The following is a 15394-nucleotide window of genomic DNA, read 5'->3' as shown; positions in this document are numbered from 1 at the left end:
CGATCGGTGACTCACGGCATCTCGCGAGGCTCCTGCGGCTCGTTCGATCCGGTGAAGGAGCTGGTCAGCGGTACGTGCCGGGGACGGGCCTGCAGTTCCCGGTCCGCGCGGGCGCGGACGCGGCGGTCCTGTCTGCGCGAGGAGGCCAACTGCCAGGGCACCGAGGTGACCATGACCCCGGGGGTGAACAGCAACCGGGCCTTGATGCGCAGCGCGGACTGGTTGTGCAACAACTGTTCCCACCAGCGGCCGAGCACATATTCGGGGATGAACACGACGATCAGGTCGTTCGGACGTTTGTCGCGCAGGCGCCGTACGTAGTCCAGGATCGGGCGGGTCACCTCACGGTACGGCGACTCGAGGACCTTGAGCGGAACCGGAAGATTGTGGTTCTCCCACTGCTCGACCAGCGCGCGGGTGTCGGCGATATCGACGTTGACCGTCACCGCTTCGAGGTTGTCGGCGCGGGTGGCGCGCGCGTAGGCCAGTGCCCGCATGGTCGGCAGGTGCATCCGGGACACGAGCACGATCGCGTGGACCCGGCCCGGTAGCAGCATGTCCTGCTCGCCGCCCTCGGTTTCGGCCGCCACCCGGTCGTAGTGGCGGCGGATGGCCTTCATCAGCACGAAGAACATCGCCATCCCCGCGACGGCGATCCAGGCGCCGGCCACGAATTTGGTGATCAGCACGATCAGCAGTACGACCGCGGTGAAGGTGAACCCGACGGCATTGATGGTCTGGCTGCGGCGCATCCGCCGCCGCGTGGCCGGTTCGGTCTCGGTCCGCAACAGCCGATTCCAGTGCCGGATCATTCCGGCCTGCGAACAGGTGAACGAGACGAACACCCCGACCACGTACAGGTGGATCAACCCGTTCACATCGGCCCGGAACGCCACGAGCAGCACCAGCGCCATGATCGACAGCAGCACGATCCCGTTGGAGAACGCGAGCCGATCACCGCGGGTGTGCAGCTGGCGGGGCAGGTACCGATTCTGGGCGAGCACCGAGCCGAGTACGGGGAAACCGCTGAACGCGGTGTTGCAGGCGAGGAACAGGATGAAGCCGGTCGTGATCGACAGGATGTAGAACGCGACCGGGAATCCGGAGAACACGGCCTGGGCGATCTGGGCGATGAGCGTCTTCTGGTGGTAGTCCGCCGGCGCCCCGATCAACCGGCCGGGATCCTCGGCGATCCGGGCCTTGGTGACCATTGCCAGGCCGACCAGGCCGAGCATCATCGTCACCGCCAGCGCGCCCATCATGGTGAGTGTCGTCGCGGCGTTGCGTGATTTGGGTTTGCGGAACGCGGGCACGCCGTTGGAGACGGCCTCGACCCCGGTCAGCGCGGCCGAGCCCGACGAGAAGGCGCGCGCCAGCAGGAATACCAGCGCGAAACCGGAGACGGCGTGCTCGGATCGCAGATCGAAGCCCGCGCTCTCCGCATGCATCGGCGAGCCCAGCAGCCAGCGCACCAGGCCGGTGGCCAGCATCGCCATCATCGCGAAGATGAACGCGTACACCGGGATCGCGAACGCCGCACCCGATTCCCGGATCCCCCGGAGGTTCGCGCCGGTCACGACGAGCACGACGACGACCGCCGACCAGACCGGATGCTGGCCCACGATCGTGATCGCCGACCCGACATTCGCCACCCCCGACGCCGCGGAGACCGCCACGGTCAGCACATAGTCCACGAGCAGCGCGCTGCCCACGACCAGTCCGAAGTCGGGACCCAGATTCTCGGTCGCGACCTCGTAATCGCCGCCGCCGCTGGGATACGCGTGCACGTTCTGCCGGTAGGACGCCACCACCACGACCATGACCACGCAGACCAGGGCCGCGATCCACGGCGTGTAGGCGAAAGCCGACAGCCCGGCGACGGACAGCACGGTGAAGATCTCGGCCGGCGCGTAGGCGACACTCGACAGTGCATCGGAGGCGAACATCGGGAGCGCGAGGCGCTTGGGCAACAAGGTATGGGACAGCCGATCACTACGGACCGGGCGACCAACCAGCAGGCGCTTGGCAGCGGCCGTCACACGGGACACTCGCGCAGCCTACAAGAGTCCTGCCATACGTCCGACCGAGTGGGATTTCGCGGGGGCGCTCCGGGACTACGGTCGGCGCATTTCGTCGCTCATCGGAGGTTCCAGCGGCGATCGGTGGCCAGCAGTTGCCATTCCCGGCTCCACAGCCGGTACCGATGCCGGTTGATCAGATGGTCGGCGGCCCACAGGGCGAGTACCAGCGTCAGCACGCCGCCGCCGTAGGCGAACAGCGCGGTCAACGCGGCGTCACCGGCGTTCTGCGAGCGGGTGGGTGGCGGTACCGCGCGATCCCCGGCGGCGTTCACCAGGATCGGGATCGGATCGTTGACGTGCTTGCCGGACTGCACCGGGACCGACCCGGTGTGCAGAATTCCGCCGTAGGTCCAATGTGCCGATGCGGCAAAGTTTTTGGGGCTGATGAGCGAGGAGTCGACATCGGTGACGGCGACGACATCGTGCAGGGCCGCGCGTTCGCGATCGGCGTCCGCGGTGAGGCGGTGATACTGAGCCGTGCCCAGGGTGGCCGCGGCGGGCATCGCGGCAATGGCGATGACCAGCAGGAGGATTCGCAGTACGTGCCGGATCCGGTAGCCGCCCGGCATGAGCGGGTTGCGCCACGCGCGGACGGTCCACCACGGACTCGGAAACATGGTGGGCCGGTTCATCTTCGCGGATGTCATCGTCGGAGTCCTGTTCACAGTCGACCCGCTGGCGGTCGGGTACGTCGTCTACTGTCGAGCAGTGCCGAGCGGCGGTGACTCGGCAGGGCGCAGCATCGCACCCGAGTGGGCGACCGGCACCGGCTCGGCGGGACCTCCGGGAAACCGTCGGTCGCGCGTGAATCCGCGGCCGTATCGCGGTCGATGTGGCGATACCCGGAAACCGACGATCCAAGCGACACGGTTGCGTCACAGTGCTCGGTGGACTCCGCGGGCCGTGACGATGCGGTCCGCAGCGGCGGACCCGGCTCCGAGTGGCCGGGCCCGCGTCGAAGAATTCCTACGAGGACAGCGAGGGCGCGAACTTGCCCGCGGCGGAGATGGTCTGGCCGCAGATGTCGCCGTAGGAGTCGAGCCGGACCTCGAACGGGCGGTCGGCGGTCTTCACGATCACGATGCAGCTGTTGGGGAGGGCCGGGCCCTCGAACTTCACGGCCTGGTGGCCGGCGAGGTCGTCGATCGGGGTGGCGCGGAGGTTCGGGTCGCCGCCGACTCTGGTCTCCTCCTCCCAGGACTTGCCGTCGTAGATCAGCGTCATCCGGTTGCCCTGATCGCTGATGAAGGAGCAGCCGTTCGAGGAGGCGGTGGCGATGTCGTTACGGGTGGTCGGGTCGTAGCCGGCGGCCTGGACGCTGTCGGAATCGTCACAGGGCTGGTAGGCCGGGCTCTGGGCGGAGGCGATCGGCACGGCGGCCCACAGCGCGGTCGCGGACAGGATGCTCACCAGGCACACGGATTTCATCAGGTTCCCATTCGTTGTCGGAGCGGACACCGCCGTGTCCGCCGACAACATACTGGTATGCCGATGGCCACTCAACAGATGCCTGAGGTCAGCGCAACCGATAGCGCAGGAATCCGGCGTGTTTGTGGCCGCCGCCGGAGTATCGGACCGGCGATGCCGTGGTGTGGTCGGCGATCAGCCGCAGCCCGGTGGCCAGGCTGCCGGCGAGGTGCTCGAGCACATCGGGCGTGAGGTGCTTCGAGAAGGCCGCAGCCTCGATGAGTTGCCGTCTCACCTGGTCGATCTGCTGGTATGCGTCGGGTATCCGCGCCGGTTCTGACACGATCCGGAAGCGTACCTCGAGTCGAACAAATATTCGATAGTTGGTCCGGCGGAGACGATTCACTCCTCGCCGGTGTACGCGGCGAGGATCAGCCGGGCGGCCAGCCGGACGTCGGCCTCGGCCTCGGCGGGTGTGATCTTGTGGCTGAGCCAGGACACCAGCACGCCCCACCAGCTGTAGGTGAGCAGGCGGATGACACCGAGGTCGACCTCGTCGGGCGTCCGGCCGAGGGTGTCGATCACGGCCCGCACCAACGCCAGTCGCGGCGTCACGCCGTCGCCGCCGCTGACGTAGCCGGCGGCGACGGCCTGCATCATCGCCCCGCACAGCCGCGGGGTGCGCAACAGTTCGCGACTGAGCGCCACCAGATTCTCGCCGACGTCCGCGACCGGATCACCGGTCGGCGACGACCACTGGGTACCGACGAAGGCACCGATCCGCTGCTCGAAAACCCCTGAGAACAAATGGGATTTGGACGGGAAGTAGCGGTACAGCGTGCCGATCGCGACCCCGGCCTGCTTGGCGACGTCGAGCATCTGCACACGGTCGTAGTCCGCGCCGGCGCCGAGAGTGGCGGCCGCGTCGAGAATGCGCTCGCGCCGCTGCACCTGCTGTCGGGAGACGGGTGCCGCGGGTGGGCGGGTTTCGGCGATTCGGGCCACTGCGCGAGTCCTTTTCGTCGATGCGGCCGGGTTCGGCCGCGGTCGTGCGGTTCCGGCCGGGTGCGGAACGACAGTACCGCCGCCTCCCACGCGGCCTGTTGCTCGATCACGGCGATCAGGACGCGACCGAACGCCCTTCGGCCGGCCGGCGCGACTCGGCGTAGAGGGCGTCGGCCACCGTGCGCGTCGCCTCCATCACCAGCGGCGCGACCCGTTCCAGCGCGGCATCGGCGGTCCCGACCACCGACAGCGCGCCGACCGGCCCGTCGGTGTTGCGGACCGCCATACTCACGCAACCGAACCCCGGAAAGCATTCGCCCCGTTCGAAAGTCAGCCCGTGCCCGGTCCGGATCCGGCTCAGTTCCCGGTGCAGGACCCCGAATTCGCCGATACTGCGCGGGGTACAACGCAACAGCATCCCGCCGAGCTGCGCCTCCACCCGTTCCGGCGGCACCCACGCCAGCATCGCCTTGCCCAGCGCCGTGCAGTGCGCGGGCGCCCGCCCCCCGACCCGCGAGGGCACGTCGACGACGGACCGCCCACCCACCTTGTCCAGATAGTAGATGTCGGGCCCGTCCAGCACGGCGAGGTGAACCACCAGTTCGGTGCGCAACGCCAACTCCTGCAACACCGGCGCGGCGGCGACCCGCAGCGTGCTGTGCCCGATCTCCCGCCCGCCCAGCCCCAGCGCCCGGCTACCGAGCCGATACCCGATATCGGTGCGATCCAGCCAGCGCAACCGCACCAACTGCTCGAGAATCCGGTACGCGGTCGACCGCGGCAACCCGGTGCACCGGCACACCTGCTCCAGCGTGCGCCGGGTGTGCGGTCGCTCGAACAGATCCATGATCAGCGTGATCCGTTCGATCATCGACGGCGGCAGTGCACCCGGCACCGCCGCCGACCCGGCATCGCTGGTCAGCATCGAGGTCATGCCACCCACCTCACGAGAAGACTGAAATCAATTCTAGTTTGACGCTAGCAGCGCCGAGCCCGTCCGCCAAGGGGATGTTCGGCGCGCACCGGATCGCCGCGCCTCACGCCGGTGCGGGGTCGGGGAGGACCGCGAGCCGGATATGTTGCAGCCGTGCCGGATCCGCGACGAGTTCGTATTCGGTGATGCGGTCGCCGTCGAAGGTGAAGCGGACGAGTAGGTGCAGCCGGGTGTGGGGAGCGATCGCGAGGGCCGGCGCGTCGTCGGCGAGGAGGACGGTCGCGAAGCGGCTGTTGCGGCCGAAGGTGGCGATCTCGCGGGCCACGGTGGCCGCGCCGCGGGCCTCGGCGGGGCGGCCGGGGCCGAGGGCGTGCGGGTCGGCGCGGCGGATCACGTCGGGGGACAGCACGTCCAGGACGGCGTCCAGGTCGCCGCTGCGGGCGGCGGCGAGGAACCGTTCGACGGTGTGGCGGTGGCGGGCCAGTTCGGTGGCGGGGATGTCCGGCCGGCCGCGGACCTTGGCGCGGGCCCGGCTGGCGAGTTTCTTCGCCGTCGCCGGTGAGCGGTCGACGATGGGGGCGATCTCGTCGAAGGTGACGGCGAACATGTCGTGCAGGACGAAGGCGATGCGTTCGCTCGGCGTCAGCCGGTCCAGCACCACGAGCAGGGCGCGGCCCACCGAATCGGCAAGGAGCGCTTCGGCTTCCGGGTCGCGTTCCGAGGTGGCGCCGTCGGGCAGCTGCTGTCCGGCGAGATCCTCCCGGCGGGTGGCGCGGGTGCGGAGCATGTCCAGGCAGATGCGCGACACCACGGTCGTCAGCCAGGCCGGTGGATTGTCGATGTCGCCGGTGCCGGTGGCCGCCAGCCGCAGCCAGGTCTCCTGGACGGCGTCGTCGGCCTCGGTCGGCGAGCCGAGCATCCGGTACGCGACGGCACGGATGTGGTCACGATGCCGGTCGAACAGTTGCCCCGATTCGGGGTCCATCACGGGTCACCTTTCCCTGTTGCCGAACGTCGACACAGTAGGCAGACCGGTACGAACGACAACGGGAACGAGAGAACTGTTTCGGCGCTCCGGCCGCGCTGTTCTGCTACATCGACGCGATCATGGGCCCGCCGCAGTGGGCGGACCTCGGCATGTATCTGCAGACGGTCATGGTGTTGCTGCGCGCCGAGGGTCTGCACAGCTGCCCGCAGATGGCGTGGTCGAGCTATCACCGCACGGTCGCGGCCGTGGTCGCGCCGCCGCCGGATTCGATCCTGTTCTGCGGCTTGGCGATCGGATACGAGGACGAGACGGGTGCGCACGAGCGGATCCGCCGGGCGCCGCTGTCCCAGACCGTCACCGTCGTCGACGAACAGGCAGATCGTTAGTTCGGGTAGTTATCGAGAGTTTATCAACCTATTGTAAATACCCGTGGTGGTGAGCGAGTCCGGAGCGGACGCCGGTGAGACTGCGGTGCGGTTGCGGCTGGCGGTCGGCCGGATCGCTCGCAAGCTGCGGCAGGCCAAGGCCGGTGCGGGTGGTTTGGCGCTGTCCGAGAGATCCGTACTCGCCCGGCTGGATCGGGAGGGCGAGAGCTCTCCCACCGCCCTGGCGACCGCGGAAGGGGTTCGGCCGCAGGCCATGGCGGTGACGCTGGCCGCGCTGGAGGAGCGCGGCCTGATCACCCGGCGGCCGGACCGTTCCGATGGCCGCCGTGCCGTGGTGTCGATCGAACCCGCCGGACGCGGGCTGATCGCCGATCGGCGTTCGCAGTCGGCGCGATATCTGGCCGACGCTGTCGAGAGTGAATTCACTGCGGCCGAACGGCGTGTCCTCGAGGCGGCCCTGCCGCTGCTGGATCGGCTCGCGGAACGATTGTGACGGTGAGCAGATGCAGATCGTGGATGAGAAGGCCGCCGGTCCCCGGACCGGCGACCGGTACAAATGGGTGGCGCTGTCGAACACCACGCTGGGCGTGCTGATCGCGACGGTCGACGCGTCGATCGTGATCATCGCCCTGCCGGCGATCTTCCGGGGCATCGGCCTGGATCCGCTGGCGCCGGGCAACATCGGCTATCTGATGTGGATGATGCTCGGCTACCTGCTGGTGTCGGCCGTGCTGGTGGTCGTGCTCGGCCGCCTCGGCGACATGTTCGGCCGAGTTCGCATGTACAACATGGGATTCACCATCTTCGCGCTGGCTTCGCTTGCGCTGTCGGTGGATCCGTTCACCGGAGCGCACGGTGCGATGTGGCTGATCGGTTTCCGGATCGTGCAGGCCTTCGGCGGCGCGATGCTGACCGCGAACTCCGCGGCCATCCTCACCGACGCCTTCCCGGCCCGCCAGCGCGGAATGGCGTTGGGTATCAACCAGATCACCGCATTGGCGGGGCAGTTCCTCGGATTGCTGCTCGGCGGGGTGCTGGCCGCGATCGACTGGCGCGCGGTGTTCTGGGTGAGCGTGCCCATCGGGGTGATCGGCACGGTGTGGTCGTACCGCAGCCTGCGGGAGATCGGCGAGCGCCGGCCCGGCCGGATCGACTGGATCGGCAATGCCACCTTCACCGCCGGAACCAGCGCGCTGCTCATCGGGATCACCTACGGCATCCAGCCGCACGGCGGTCATTCGACCGGCTGGACCAATCCGTACGTGCTCGCCGCCCTGATCGGCGGCGTGGCGATACTGGGTGTGTTCTGCGTCGCCGAGACCCGGGTCGCCGAGCCGATGTTCCGGCTGGCGCTGTTCCGGGTACGCGCGTTCGCCGCGGGAAACCTTGCGGCGCTGCTGACCTCGATCGCGCGCGGCAGCCTGCAGTTCATGCTGATCATGTGGTTGCAGGGCATCTGGCTGCCGTTGCACGGTTACGCCTACGAGGACACCCCGTTGTGGGCCGGAATCTTCATGTTGCCCTTGACGTTCGGATTCCTGTTCGGCGGGCCGATCTCCGGCTGGCTGTCGGATCGCTTCGGCGCGCGGCTGTTCGCCACCACCGGGCTGCTGCTGGTGTCCGCGGCCTTCCTCGGATTGCTCGCGCTCCCGGTCGATTTCCCTTATCCGGCCTTCGCAGCGGTACTTTTGCTGGCCGGGCTGGGGCACGGAATGTTCGCCGCGCCCAACACTTCCGCGATCATGGGCAGCGTCGCGCCCGAATATCGCGGTGTCGCTTCGGGTATGCGCGCGACCTTCCAGAACTCCGGGACCGCGATGTCGATCGGGCTCGCGTTCTCGCTGATGATCACCGGCCTGGCCGGCACGTTGCCCGGCACCCTGTCCGCGGGGCTGCGCGACCACGGCGTACCGGCCGCCACCGCCGCCGATGTCGCCGGACTACCGCCGGTCAGCACGCTGTTCTCGACCTTCCTCGGCAGTAATCCGATCGCGCATCTGCTCGGCTCCACCGGTGTGCTGAACACGCTGCCGGCCGCCGATGCCGAAACCCTCACCGGTAAGCGGTTCTTCCCGGCGCTGGTGTCGGGGCCGTTCCATCACGGCCTGCTGATCGTGTTCGGCGCGGCCGCGATCATGACGCTGATCGCCGCGCTGGCCTCGGCGTTGCGCGGCGCGCCGCAGGTCGCCGAGCGCGGCTGATCCGGGAGTCGTTGCCGTTCAGCAGAAGTCGGAGCCACCGTCCACGTTGATATCGGCTCCGGTCATGTAGGTGTTGCGCCGGGAGGCGGTGAACGCGATCACCGCCCCGATCTCGGCGGGTGCGCCGGCTCGCGGCAGATGCGCGGGATGCCCGAAGTTCTCGGCTATTCCGCGCATCACCGCGCGCAGATCGGTCGGGTCGATGCCGACGCTGCGGGCCCAGCGTTGCAGGCCCTCGGAGGCGAAACTGCCCGGAGATACCGTGTTGACCAGGATTTCGTCCTTCGCCAGGGTCAGTGAGAGGTTCTTGGTGATGCTGGTGACCATCGCCTTGGCGGCGGTGTAGGCGATCAGCGACTCGGTCTGCCGCTTGGTGGAGTGGGCCGAGATGTTCACGATCCGTGCCCATTCCGCGCGCCGCAGCAGCGGCAGCGCCGCCCGCACACAGCGGACCATGCCGAGCACGCCGAGATCTATTGCGGCCAGCCAGTCCTCGTCGGTGAGGTCCTCGAAGCCGCCGCCGGTGTCGGGTCCGGCGGCGTTGATCAGGATGTTGAGCTCACCCCAGCGATCGCGCACGGTGTCGAAGGCGGCGATCACCTCCTCGGGACGGGTCAGATCCGCGCGCAGGGCCACCGCGTCCGCGGCGCCGAGTTCGAGCAGGCGGCTGACCGTCTTCTCCAGCGTCGCCGGGGTGCGGGCCAGCACGGCCACCTTGGCGCCGTCGGCGGCGAAACATTCCGCCGCGGCCAGCCCCATCCCCTGTGTGCCGCCCTGCACGACCGCGGTCGCACCCGCCAGTCCGAGATCCATCCCGGCACCTCCGTATGAAAGTGAACGAGACCGTATCGTATCATTGCGGATTCGGCGCATCCGAGGGATCGCGCGGCCGACAATGGTGTAGGTCACGCCGTCGCGGCCCGGTGGGGTGCGGGGGATCGACTACGATAAACGACACTGTTTCGTTTCACTTGACCGATTCGGCCGATTCCACCGGAAGGAGTGCCCGTGCCGCGCCCGCTCGCGTCGGAGGAATTGATTCTGCGTGCGACGATCGACATTCTGGCCGAGCACGGTATCGATGGTCTGGCCGTGGACACGGTCGCCGCGACGGCCGGGGTGAGCAAGGCGACGATCTACCGCCGGTGGGGTTCGCGGGCGCAGTTGGTACACGCGGCGATCACCTCGTTGCAGCGGCCGCTGGTGGATCCGGACACCGGATCGTTGCGCGCCGATCTGCTGACCCTGTTGCGGCAGTTGGCCGCCTACGTGTCCGGCCGCGACAGCGGCCGGGTGTTCGCCTCCTTCGTCGACGCGGCGACCCGGGAACCGGAACTCGAAGTGCTGCGCAAGAAGTCGATGGCCGACGCGCGCGACATGTACGAGCGGGTGCTACGCCGCGGTATCGCCCGCGGCGAACTCCCCGCCGGCGCCGATACCGGCCTCATGACCGATCTGCTGATGGCCCCGGTGATCTATCGCGCGCATTTCGAACGGAAATCGGTGCGCGGCGGTTACGCCGATTCCGTGGTGGACATGGTCCTCGCCGCCTCCCGCGCCGCCGATCAGCCGGCCCAGCGCGAGGCGTGAAAATTCGCCGGTAGCGCGACCACGTGGACGTTCTGTCCCGCGGTCGGCGCCTCGACGCATTGCCCGTCGCCGATGTAGAGCATCACGTGACTGGGATATCCGCCGTTGAATTCCGCGGCCGGGAAAATGAGATCGCCGGGCCGGATGGCATCGATCCCGATCTTGTCCAGTTGCTGATATTGATCGGCGGCGGTGCGCGGGATGTCGACACCCGCCGCGTCGGCGGCATAGTGCGTCAGCCCGGAACAATCGAAGGAATTCGGTCCCATGGACCCGTATACATACGGCTTGCCGACCTCGGTGAGCGCCGCCTGCACCGCCTTCCCGGCCGGGGTGTCGTCCGGCTTCGGCGGGCTGTCGTCCGGGGGTGCGGCGGATTCCGGTGCCGGAGCGTCGTTCCGGCCGGCGTGGCCGGGCAGGAATTCGTCGGCGAGTCTGTCGATGGCCGCCGCGGCCTGATCCATCGCGGCGCTGGATCCGGTCACCAGATTCTGCGCGTTCTGCAGGGCGGTGCCGAGGGTGTCCTGCAACTGCTGCCGGCCCGCCGGGGTGTCGGCGGTGACCCCCAGTTGCGTCAGCCGATCGGTGAGGTCGCGGACCAGCGTATCCATCGCGGTCCTGCCGGTATTGCTGTGGTCGGCCAGCCCGCCGAGCCGGTCGGACAGCCGATTGTCGATATCGCCGTAGGCCGCGCCGGTGTCGCCGTGCCCGGCCTGGGTGGCGGCCACCGAGTCGGGCGCCGTGCCGGTCGGGGATCCGGTGACGCGGATATCCGGCGCCACCGGGGTTTCCGGCACCGGGGGAGCGGCCGCGGCGCCACTGCCGTAGGCGGCGGCCAACTGCTGCACGGTATCCGGCACCCGGGCCAGCGGATTGCCCGGATCGCCACCGGTGAGACCGCGCAACATCGCGCCCACCGCGGGCAGCACACCCGCGAACGGATTCGGGGGGTCACTCGGATCCGGTTGTGACAGTGCCGAATCCTCGCCGTCTTCTGCCACCGAACGACCGCCTGTCGAACCGTACCGACCCGAAATTCGATCTTCATGATACGGGCCGCGCTCGGAACATGACTCGTCATGCATGGGAACAGGTGGCGAATTCACCTGTGCCGCAGCGATTCCGGTGTCGCGTCACCGCGAAGCCGCGCACCGGGATCCGCGGCCGGCCGGGCGGGACCGGTCGGCGTGTTATTCTCCCGAGGCCAGGCATCCGATCCGGCTCCCGCGGATGCCGTGTTCGTCGAGGGGGTGTTGTGCGATGGGCGGTCGCCAGGATGCCTCGCAGGAGTCAGGGACGAACCCGGGCTTCGCGGACCGTGACCAGCGCTTCCGGGCGATGACGCGCGCGCGGATGCGCGGCGGCGTGGTCGGCGCGGGACCCGTTCCGGCGCCGGGTGCCGCTCGGTGAGTGCCCGCACTTCCTGGAATTTCACGCCGGACGAGTTCGCGTGGGTCTGGGAATCCGAGACCGGGGAGGACGCGCCGCCGTTCCCGATCAGCATCCTCGAAAGTCACACCACCACAACCGAACACGTGCGATATCGCGCGGCGGTGAGCGCTCGGTACCCACGGCACGCCGATCCGGACCTCACCGCGCCGCTGCGTGCGCTCGCCGACCCCGATCTGCGGATCGTGTCCTGGGGGCGACTGCACCACTCCGATGTCCGCTTGCGCGCACTCGGCGCCGTATCCGGGCCCCTGGGGGTCGTACTGTCCCAGAAGCCCGGTACCGCAGCGGATTCCGGCGGTGATCTGCGACTGGTCGTCACCGGCCCCGGGCATCTGGGCGGACATCTCGCGGCCGGTCTGCCGCCGGCCGCCGCCGGTGCGGCGGGCACCATGACCGGCACCACTCCCGGGGTTCGCGGGGAGGAACAGACGCGCGACGACGCCGCGCAGCGTCCGATCGAGGAACGCATGCGGGTCCTGCTGCGGGCGCCGCGCTCGGCGGAGGGCTATCTGCGCATCGAGCGCGGCGCGGCGCGGCCGGTGGAGCATCTCAGCTGGTTCGACGTCCTGCCCGACACCCGGGTGGGCGGCCGCTATCTCGTCGACGTCGGCGACGCCGAGACCACCATCACCGCGGTCTCGGCCGAGGAGCTCGCGGCGCAGATCACGCGGCGCGCCGGGATGGCGGGCTGAGGCGCCGACTCAGCGCAGCTGCTGCCCGAGACCCGCGATGATCACCTCCACGTCGAAGCGGAACTGCTCGTCGGGCCGGTCCGGGGCCCGCCGGTCGGCGGCCAGCCGGTGCAGCAACGGAAATTGTTCCGGTGCGGCGGTTTCCAGCGCGTGCAGCACATTCTCCGCCTGTGGATCGGCGCGGCCCCCGGCCACCGCCATGGCCTCGCGCGCCGCGGCGTGCGCGACGCCGGACACCAGGGTGATGGCCCGCCCGGCGTCGTCGACCTCGAAACCCGCGGCGGTCAGCGATTCGATGATGCGCTCGACCACCTTCAGGGCCGCCGTATCGGTCACCCCGTCGAACCGCACATAGGAGATCAGCACGCCGACGCGGGCGAACGCCTCCTTCGTCGCCGTCGCGTAGGACCGCAGTACCTGCCGCCAGTCGGCGTGCGCGGGCAGATCGACGCGGCCGATCTCGGATTCGAAGGCGTCCAGCGCGACCAGTTCGAGCAGACCCTCCCGGTCGCTGACGTAGTAGTTGAGCGCCTTGCGATCGACGCCGAGCGAATCGGCGACGGCCTGCATGGTGAGCTTCTCCGGCGCCAGCCCGCGCGCGGCCGCGACGATACGGTCCCGGTTGATCTTGCTGGGCCGGCCCCGGCCCCGAGGGCCCGCGGGCGCCTCCGGGCCGGGTGGATATCCGCTGCTCACCCGCTCAGCCTACGGAACGCCCCGATCAGCGCCGCCGCAGGATTCCGCGCGGCAGCGGCAGCGGCAGGTCGGTGTAGGTCACGATGCCCGGGGCGGCGGCGACCACCGCCGGGATGGCGTGGATGGGCGGCATCGCGGTGAGGATGTGGCCGAGCACCATGAAATCGGCCATGGTCTGGGCCTGGAAGTCCGGCGGCGGGAGGAATCCGACGCTGGTGGTCACCGTGGGCCGGCCGTCGATGGTGATCTTCCAGCCGTCGCCGTCGAGCTTCCAATCCGGTTCCAGCGTCTGGCCCTTGCGCCAGCGGAAGTTGAGATCGATGACGACCTCGTCGCCGACCAGGCCCTGCCAGCTGATGAATGTGCCCGCGACACAACCCTTTCCGATGGTCCACGAGCCGAGATCGAGATCCTCTGTGGTCTGGGCGAATTCGGCGACGCAGCGCACATCGTCCAGCTCGGTGCCGAGCGCGTCGGCGAGCAGGCGCACCGCCTCGGCGAACACCACGGTGCCCTTCGCGGCCGCCTCCTGCAGCCCGGGATCGCCGATGGGCCGGCCGAATCCGACGGGCTTCTCGGTCTCCGGGGAATCGTAGAAGGTGGTGTCCGCGGATTCGGCGATGGTGACGCGATCGACCCGGTCGCAGGCGTTCGCCGAGACGATCGCCAGCAGCTCCGCATATCCCGGGCTGCTGCCGGAACCGAAGATGGTCGAGCCGCCGACCAGGCAGGCCTGCTGGATCCGCTCCCGGTCCGCGCCCAGGTTGTGACCGGTGATGAAGGCGGCGGTGGCGACGACGTTGGCGCCGGAGGACAGGATCCGGACCAGCTCGTCGACGTCGAACCACATCGGGTTGTAGACCACGCAATCCGGCTTCAGCGCCAGCAGGGCGTCGACGTCGTCGGTCGCGGTCACCCCCACCGGCTCGATCCCGGCCAGCTCGCCGACGTCACGGCCGACCTTGTCCGCCGACCAGGCGAAGCAGCCGACCAGTTCGATGTCCGGATGCGCGGCCAGCGCCTGCACGGAACTCTTGCCGACATTGCCGGTCGTCCATTGAACGACGCGATAGGGGGTCGATGGCATCGAAAAACCTCGTTCACTCACGGTCCGGCCACGCGGCGATGCCGGCCGGTTCGGCTTCCTGCTTACACCCGCCGCAGCGCCCGGCGAGGCCGTTTCGCAAAATTTTTCCCGCCAGGTGAATAATCGCGACCGAATCCCCGCCACCCGCCGGGACCGTCCCGCCGACCTGTCGGTGACCCCCGCTAATCTGCGGGAATGGTGAGATCGGAGTCGGCGCTGCGCCGCGTGCTACGCGAGTTGGAGAAACTGCTGCAGTCGTACGGATTCCACGGCGCCGAGCCCACCTGGGTCCGGCCGGAGCCGGGCGGCCTGGCCACGGTCGGCCGCACCCGCACCTTCCGCACCTGGACCGGCGGTCAGCAGGTCCTCGAATTCGGCCTGAGCCTCGGCGCCACCCCGACCGCCTGGTGGGAATTCTGCAACTGGCGCAACACCCAGCGCGGCCTGCCGCCCACTCCCTTCGAATCCGCCACCGGCCCCGGCCTGCTCACCGACCACGGCCTGCCCCCGGACCAGACCGGCCTGTGGTCGGTGCGCCTGGACCCGGACCAGCCCGGCGGCCACGTCCTGCAGGCCGATATCGACACCGTCCGCGCCGAACTGCCCCGCCGCGTGCACACCTACGCCCGCCGCGCCCTCCGCCTCCTGGAACCTGGCCGCTACCTGGACGAACTACTGGCAATCCCCGACCCGAGAGCCGACACCTGGGAAGCCATCACCATCCTCCTCGCCGACCGAGGCCCCACCCCCGACCTGGACGCCGCCTTCGACCACCTGCGAAACCACTTCGCCGACACCGACGCCCCCTACGCCGAACACGTGATCACCTACGCCCGCACCCGAGCCACCACCCCCACCCGATAACCACAACCGCC

Annotated in this window: 16 protein-coding genes and 1 pseudogene; 6 read left to right on the top strand and 11 right to left on the bottom strand. The window is 69.2% G+C overall.

The window, feature by feature from the left end; translation table 11 throughout:
- Positions 1-11: 11 nt before the first annotated feature.
- From G361_RS45170 to G361_RS0128130, 7 genes are all read right to left on the bottom strand, one after another.
- Entirely contained in the window at positions 12-2048 is a 2037-nt protein-coding gene (locus G361_RS45170; protein ID WP_196814649.1) for an APC family permease, read from the bottom strand.
- A gap of 89 nt (positions 2049-2137) precedes the next feature.
- On the bottom strand, positions 2138-2728 hold the full coding sequence (locus G361_RS47325; RefSeq protein ID WP_019930475.1) for a hypothetical protein: 591 nt from the start codon (positions 2726-2728) through the stop codon (positions 2138-2140).
- A gap of 319 nt (positions 2729-3047) precedes the next feature.
- On the bottom strand, positions 3048-3509 hold the full coding sequence (locus G361_RS0128155) for a hypothetical protein (protein WP_019930474.1): 462 nt from the start codon (positions 3507-3509) through the stop codon (positions 3048-3050).
- An 88-nt stretch (positions 3510-3597) separates the two neighbouring features.
- Complete coding sequence (locus tag G361_RS0128150) at positions 3598-3831, bottom strand: DUF6374 family protein (protein WP_019930473.1); 234 nt, start codon at positions 3829-3831, stop codon at positions 3598-3600.
- 59 nt (positions 3832-3890) lie between these two features.
- The gene (locus G361_RS47820) at positions 3891-4493 is read right to left on the bottom strand and encodes a TetR/AcrR family transcriptional regulator (RefSeq protein WP_019930472.1); all 603 of its coding nucleotides are present in this window, start codon (positions 4491-4493) and stop codon (positions 3891-3893) included.
- A 115-nt stretch (positions 4494-4608) separates the two neighbouring features.
- Positions 4609-5427, bottom strand: coding sequence for an IclR family transcriptional regulator (locus G361_RS0128135; protein ID WP_019930470.1), 819 nt, complete (start codon positions 5425-5427; stop codon positions 4609-4611).
- A gap of 103 nt (positions 5428-5530) precedes the next feature.
- Positions 5531-6412, bottom strand: a complete 882-nt coding sequence (locus tag G361_RS0128130) for a sigma-70 family RNA polymerase sigma factor (protein WP_019930469.1) — start codon at positions 6410-6412, stop codon at positions 5531-5533.
- Positions 6413-6486: 74 nt separating this feature from the next.
- Here G361_RS0128130 and G361_RS45160 point away from each other — a divergent pair.
- The 3 genes and pseudogenes from G361_RS45160 to G361_RS0128115 all read left to right on the top strand — a co-directional run.
- Positions 6487-6801 (top strand): annotated as a pseudogene (locus tag G361_RS45160) (nitroreductase family protein); the annotation flags it as partial.
- A gap of 43 nt (positions 6802-6844) precedes the next feature.
- Positions 6845-7294, top strand: coding sequence for a MarR family winged helix-turn-helix transcriptional regulator (locus tag G361_RS0128120; protein WP_019930467.1), 450 nt, complete (start codon positions 6845-6847; stop codon positions 7292-7294).
- Between the two features lie 10 nt (positions 7295-7304).
- Positions 7305-9002, top strand: coding sequence for an MFS transporter (locus G361_RS0128115; RefSeq protein ID WP_019930466.1), 1698 nt, complete (start codon positions 7305-7307; stop codon positions 9000-9002).
- 18 nt (positions 9003-9020) lie between these two features.
- Here G361_RS0128115 and G361_RS0128110 read toward each other — a convergent pair whose 3' ends face one another.
- Entirely contained in the window at positions 9021-9815 is a 795-nt protein-coding gene (locus tag G361_RS0128110; protein ID WP_019930465.1) for an SDR family NAD(P)-dependent oxidoreductase, read from the bottom strand.
- A gap of 195 nt (positions 9816-10010) precedes the next feature.
- Here G361_RS0128110 and G361_RS0128105 point away from each other — a divergent pair, with 195 nt between their 5' ends.
- Positions 10011-10592, top strand: coding sequence for a TetR/AcrR family transcriptional regulator (locus G361_RS0128105; protein WP_026343603.1), 582 nt, complete (start codon positions 10011-10013; stop codon positions 10590-10592).
- On the opposite strand, the gene G361_RS47320 is transcribed toward G361_RS0128105, so the two are convergent.
- On the bottom strand, positions 10568-11593 hold the full coding sequence (locus tag G361_RS47320) for an NlpC/P60 family protein (RefSeq protein ID WP_019930463.1): 1026 nt from the start codon (positions 11591-11593) through the stop codon (positions 10568-10570). The two genes, G361_RS0128105 and G361_RS47320, sit on opposite strands and share 25 nt — an antisense overlap.
- 405 nt (positions 11594-11998) lie before the next feature.
- Here G361_RS47320 and G361_RS0128095 point away from each other — a divergent pair, with 405 nt between their 5' ends.
- A complete protein-coding gene (locus G361_RS0128095) occupies positions 11999-12736 on the top strand; it encodes an ESX secretion-associated protein EspG (RefSeq protein WP_019930462.1) in 738 nt (245 codons plus the stop codon).
- Between the two features lie 9 nt (positions 12737-12745).
- Here the strand turns inward: G361_RS0128095 and G361_RS0128090 are convergent, their stop codons facing one another.
- Both G361_RS0128090 and G361_RS0128085 read right to left on the bottom strand, forming a co-directional pair.
- Positions 12746-13432: a TetR/AcrR family transcriptional regulator C-terminal domain-containing protein gene (locus G361_RS0128090; RefSeq protein ID WP_019930461.1), complete on the bottom strand. Its 687-nt coding sequence runs from the start codon at positions 13430-13432 to the stop codon at positions 12746-12748.
- A 25-nt stretch (positions 13433-13457) separates the two neighbouring features.
- Positions 13458-14519, bottom strand: a complete 1062-nt coding sequence (locus tag G361_RS0128085) for a dihydrodipicolinate reductase (RefSeq protein WP_019930460.1) — start codon at positions 14517-14519, stop codon at positions 13458-13460.
- Between the two features lie 195 nt (positions 14520-14714).
- Here G361_RS0128085 and G361_RS0128080 point away from each other — a divergent pair, with 195 nt between their 5' ends.
- Positions 14715-15383, top strand: coding sequence for a hypothetical protein (locus G361_RS0128080; protein WP_019930459.1), 669 nt, complete (start codon positions 14715-14717; stop codon positions 15381-15383).
- Positions 15384-15394 lie beyond the last annotated feature (11 nt).

The organism is Nocardia sp. BMG111209 (assembly GCF_000381925.1).
In the GTDB taxonomy this organism is placed as follows: Bacteria; Actinomycetota; Actinomycetes; order Mycobacteriales; family Mycobacteriaceae; genus Nocardia.
Note: the sequence above shows the minus strand (reverse complement) of the source record. Positions and strands in the feature narration are given on the sequence as shown.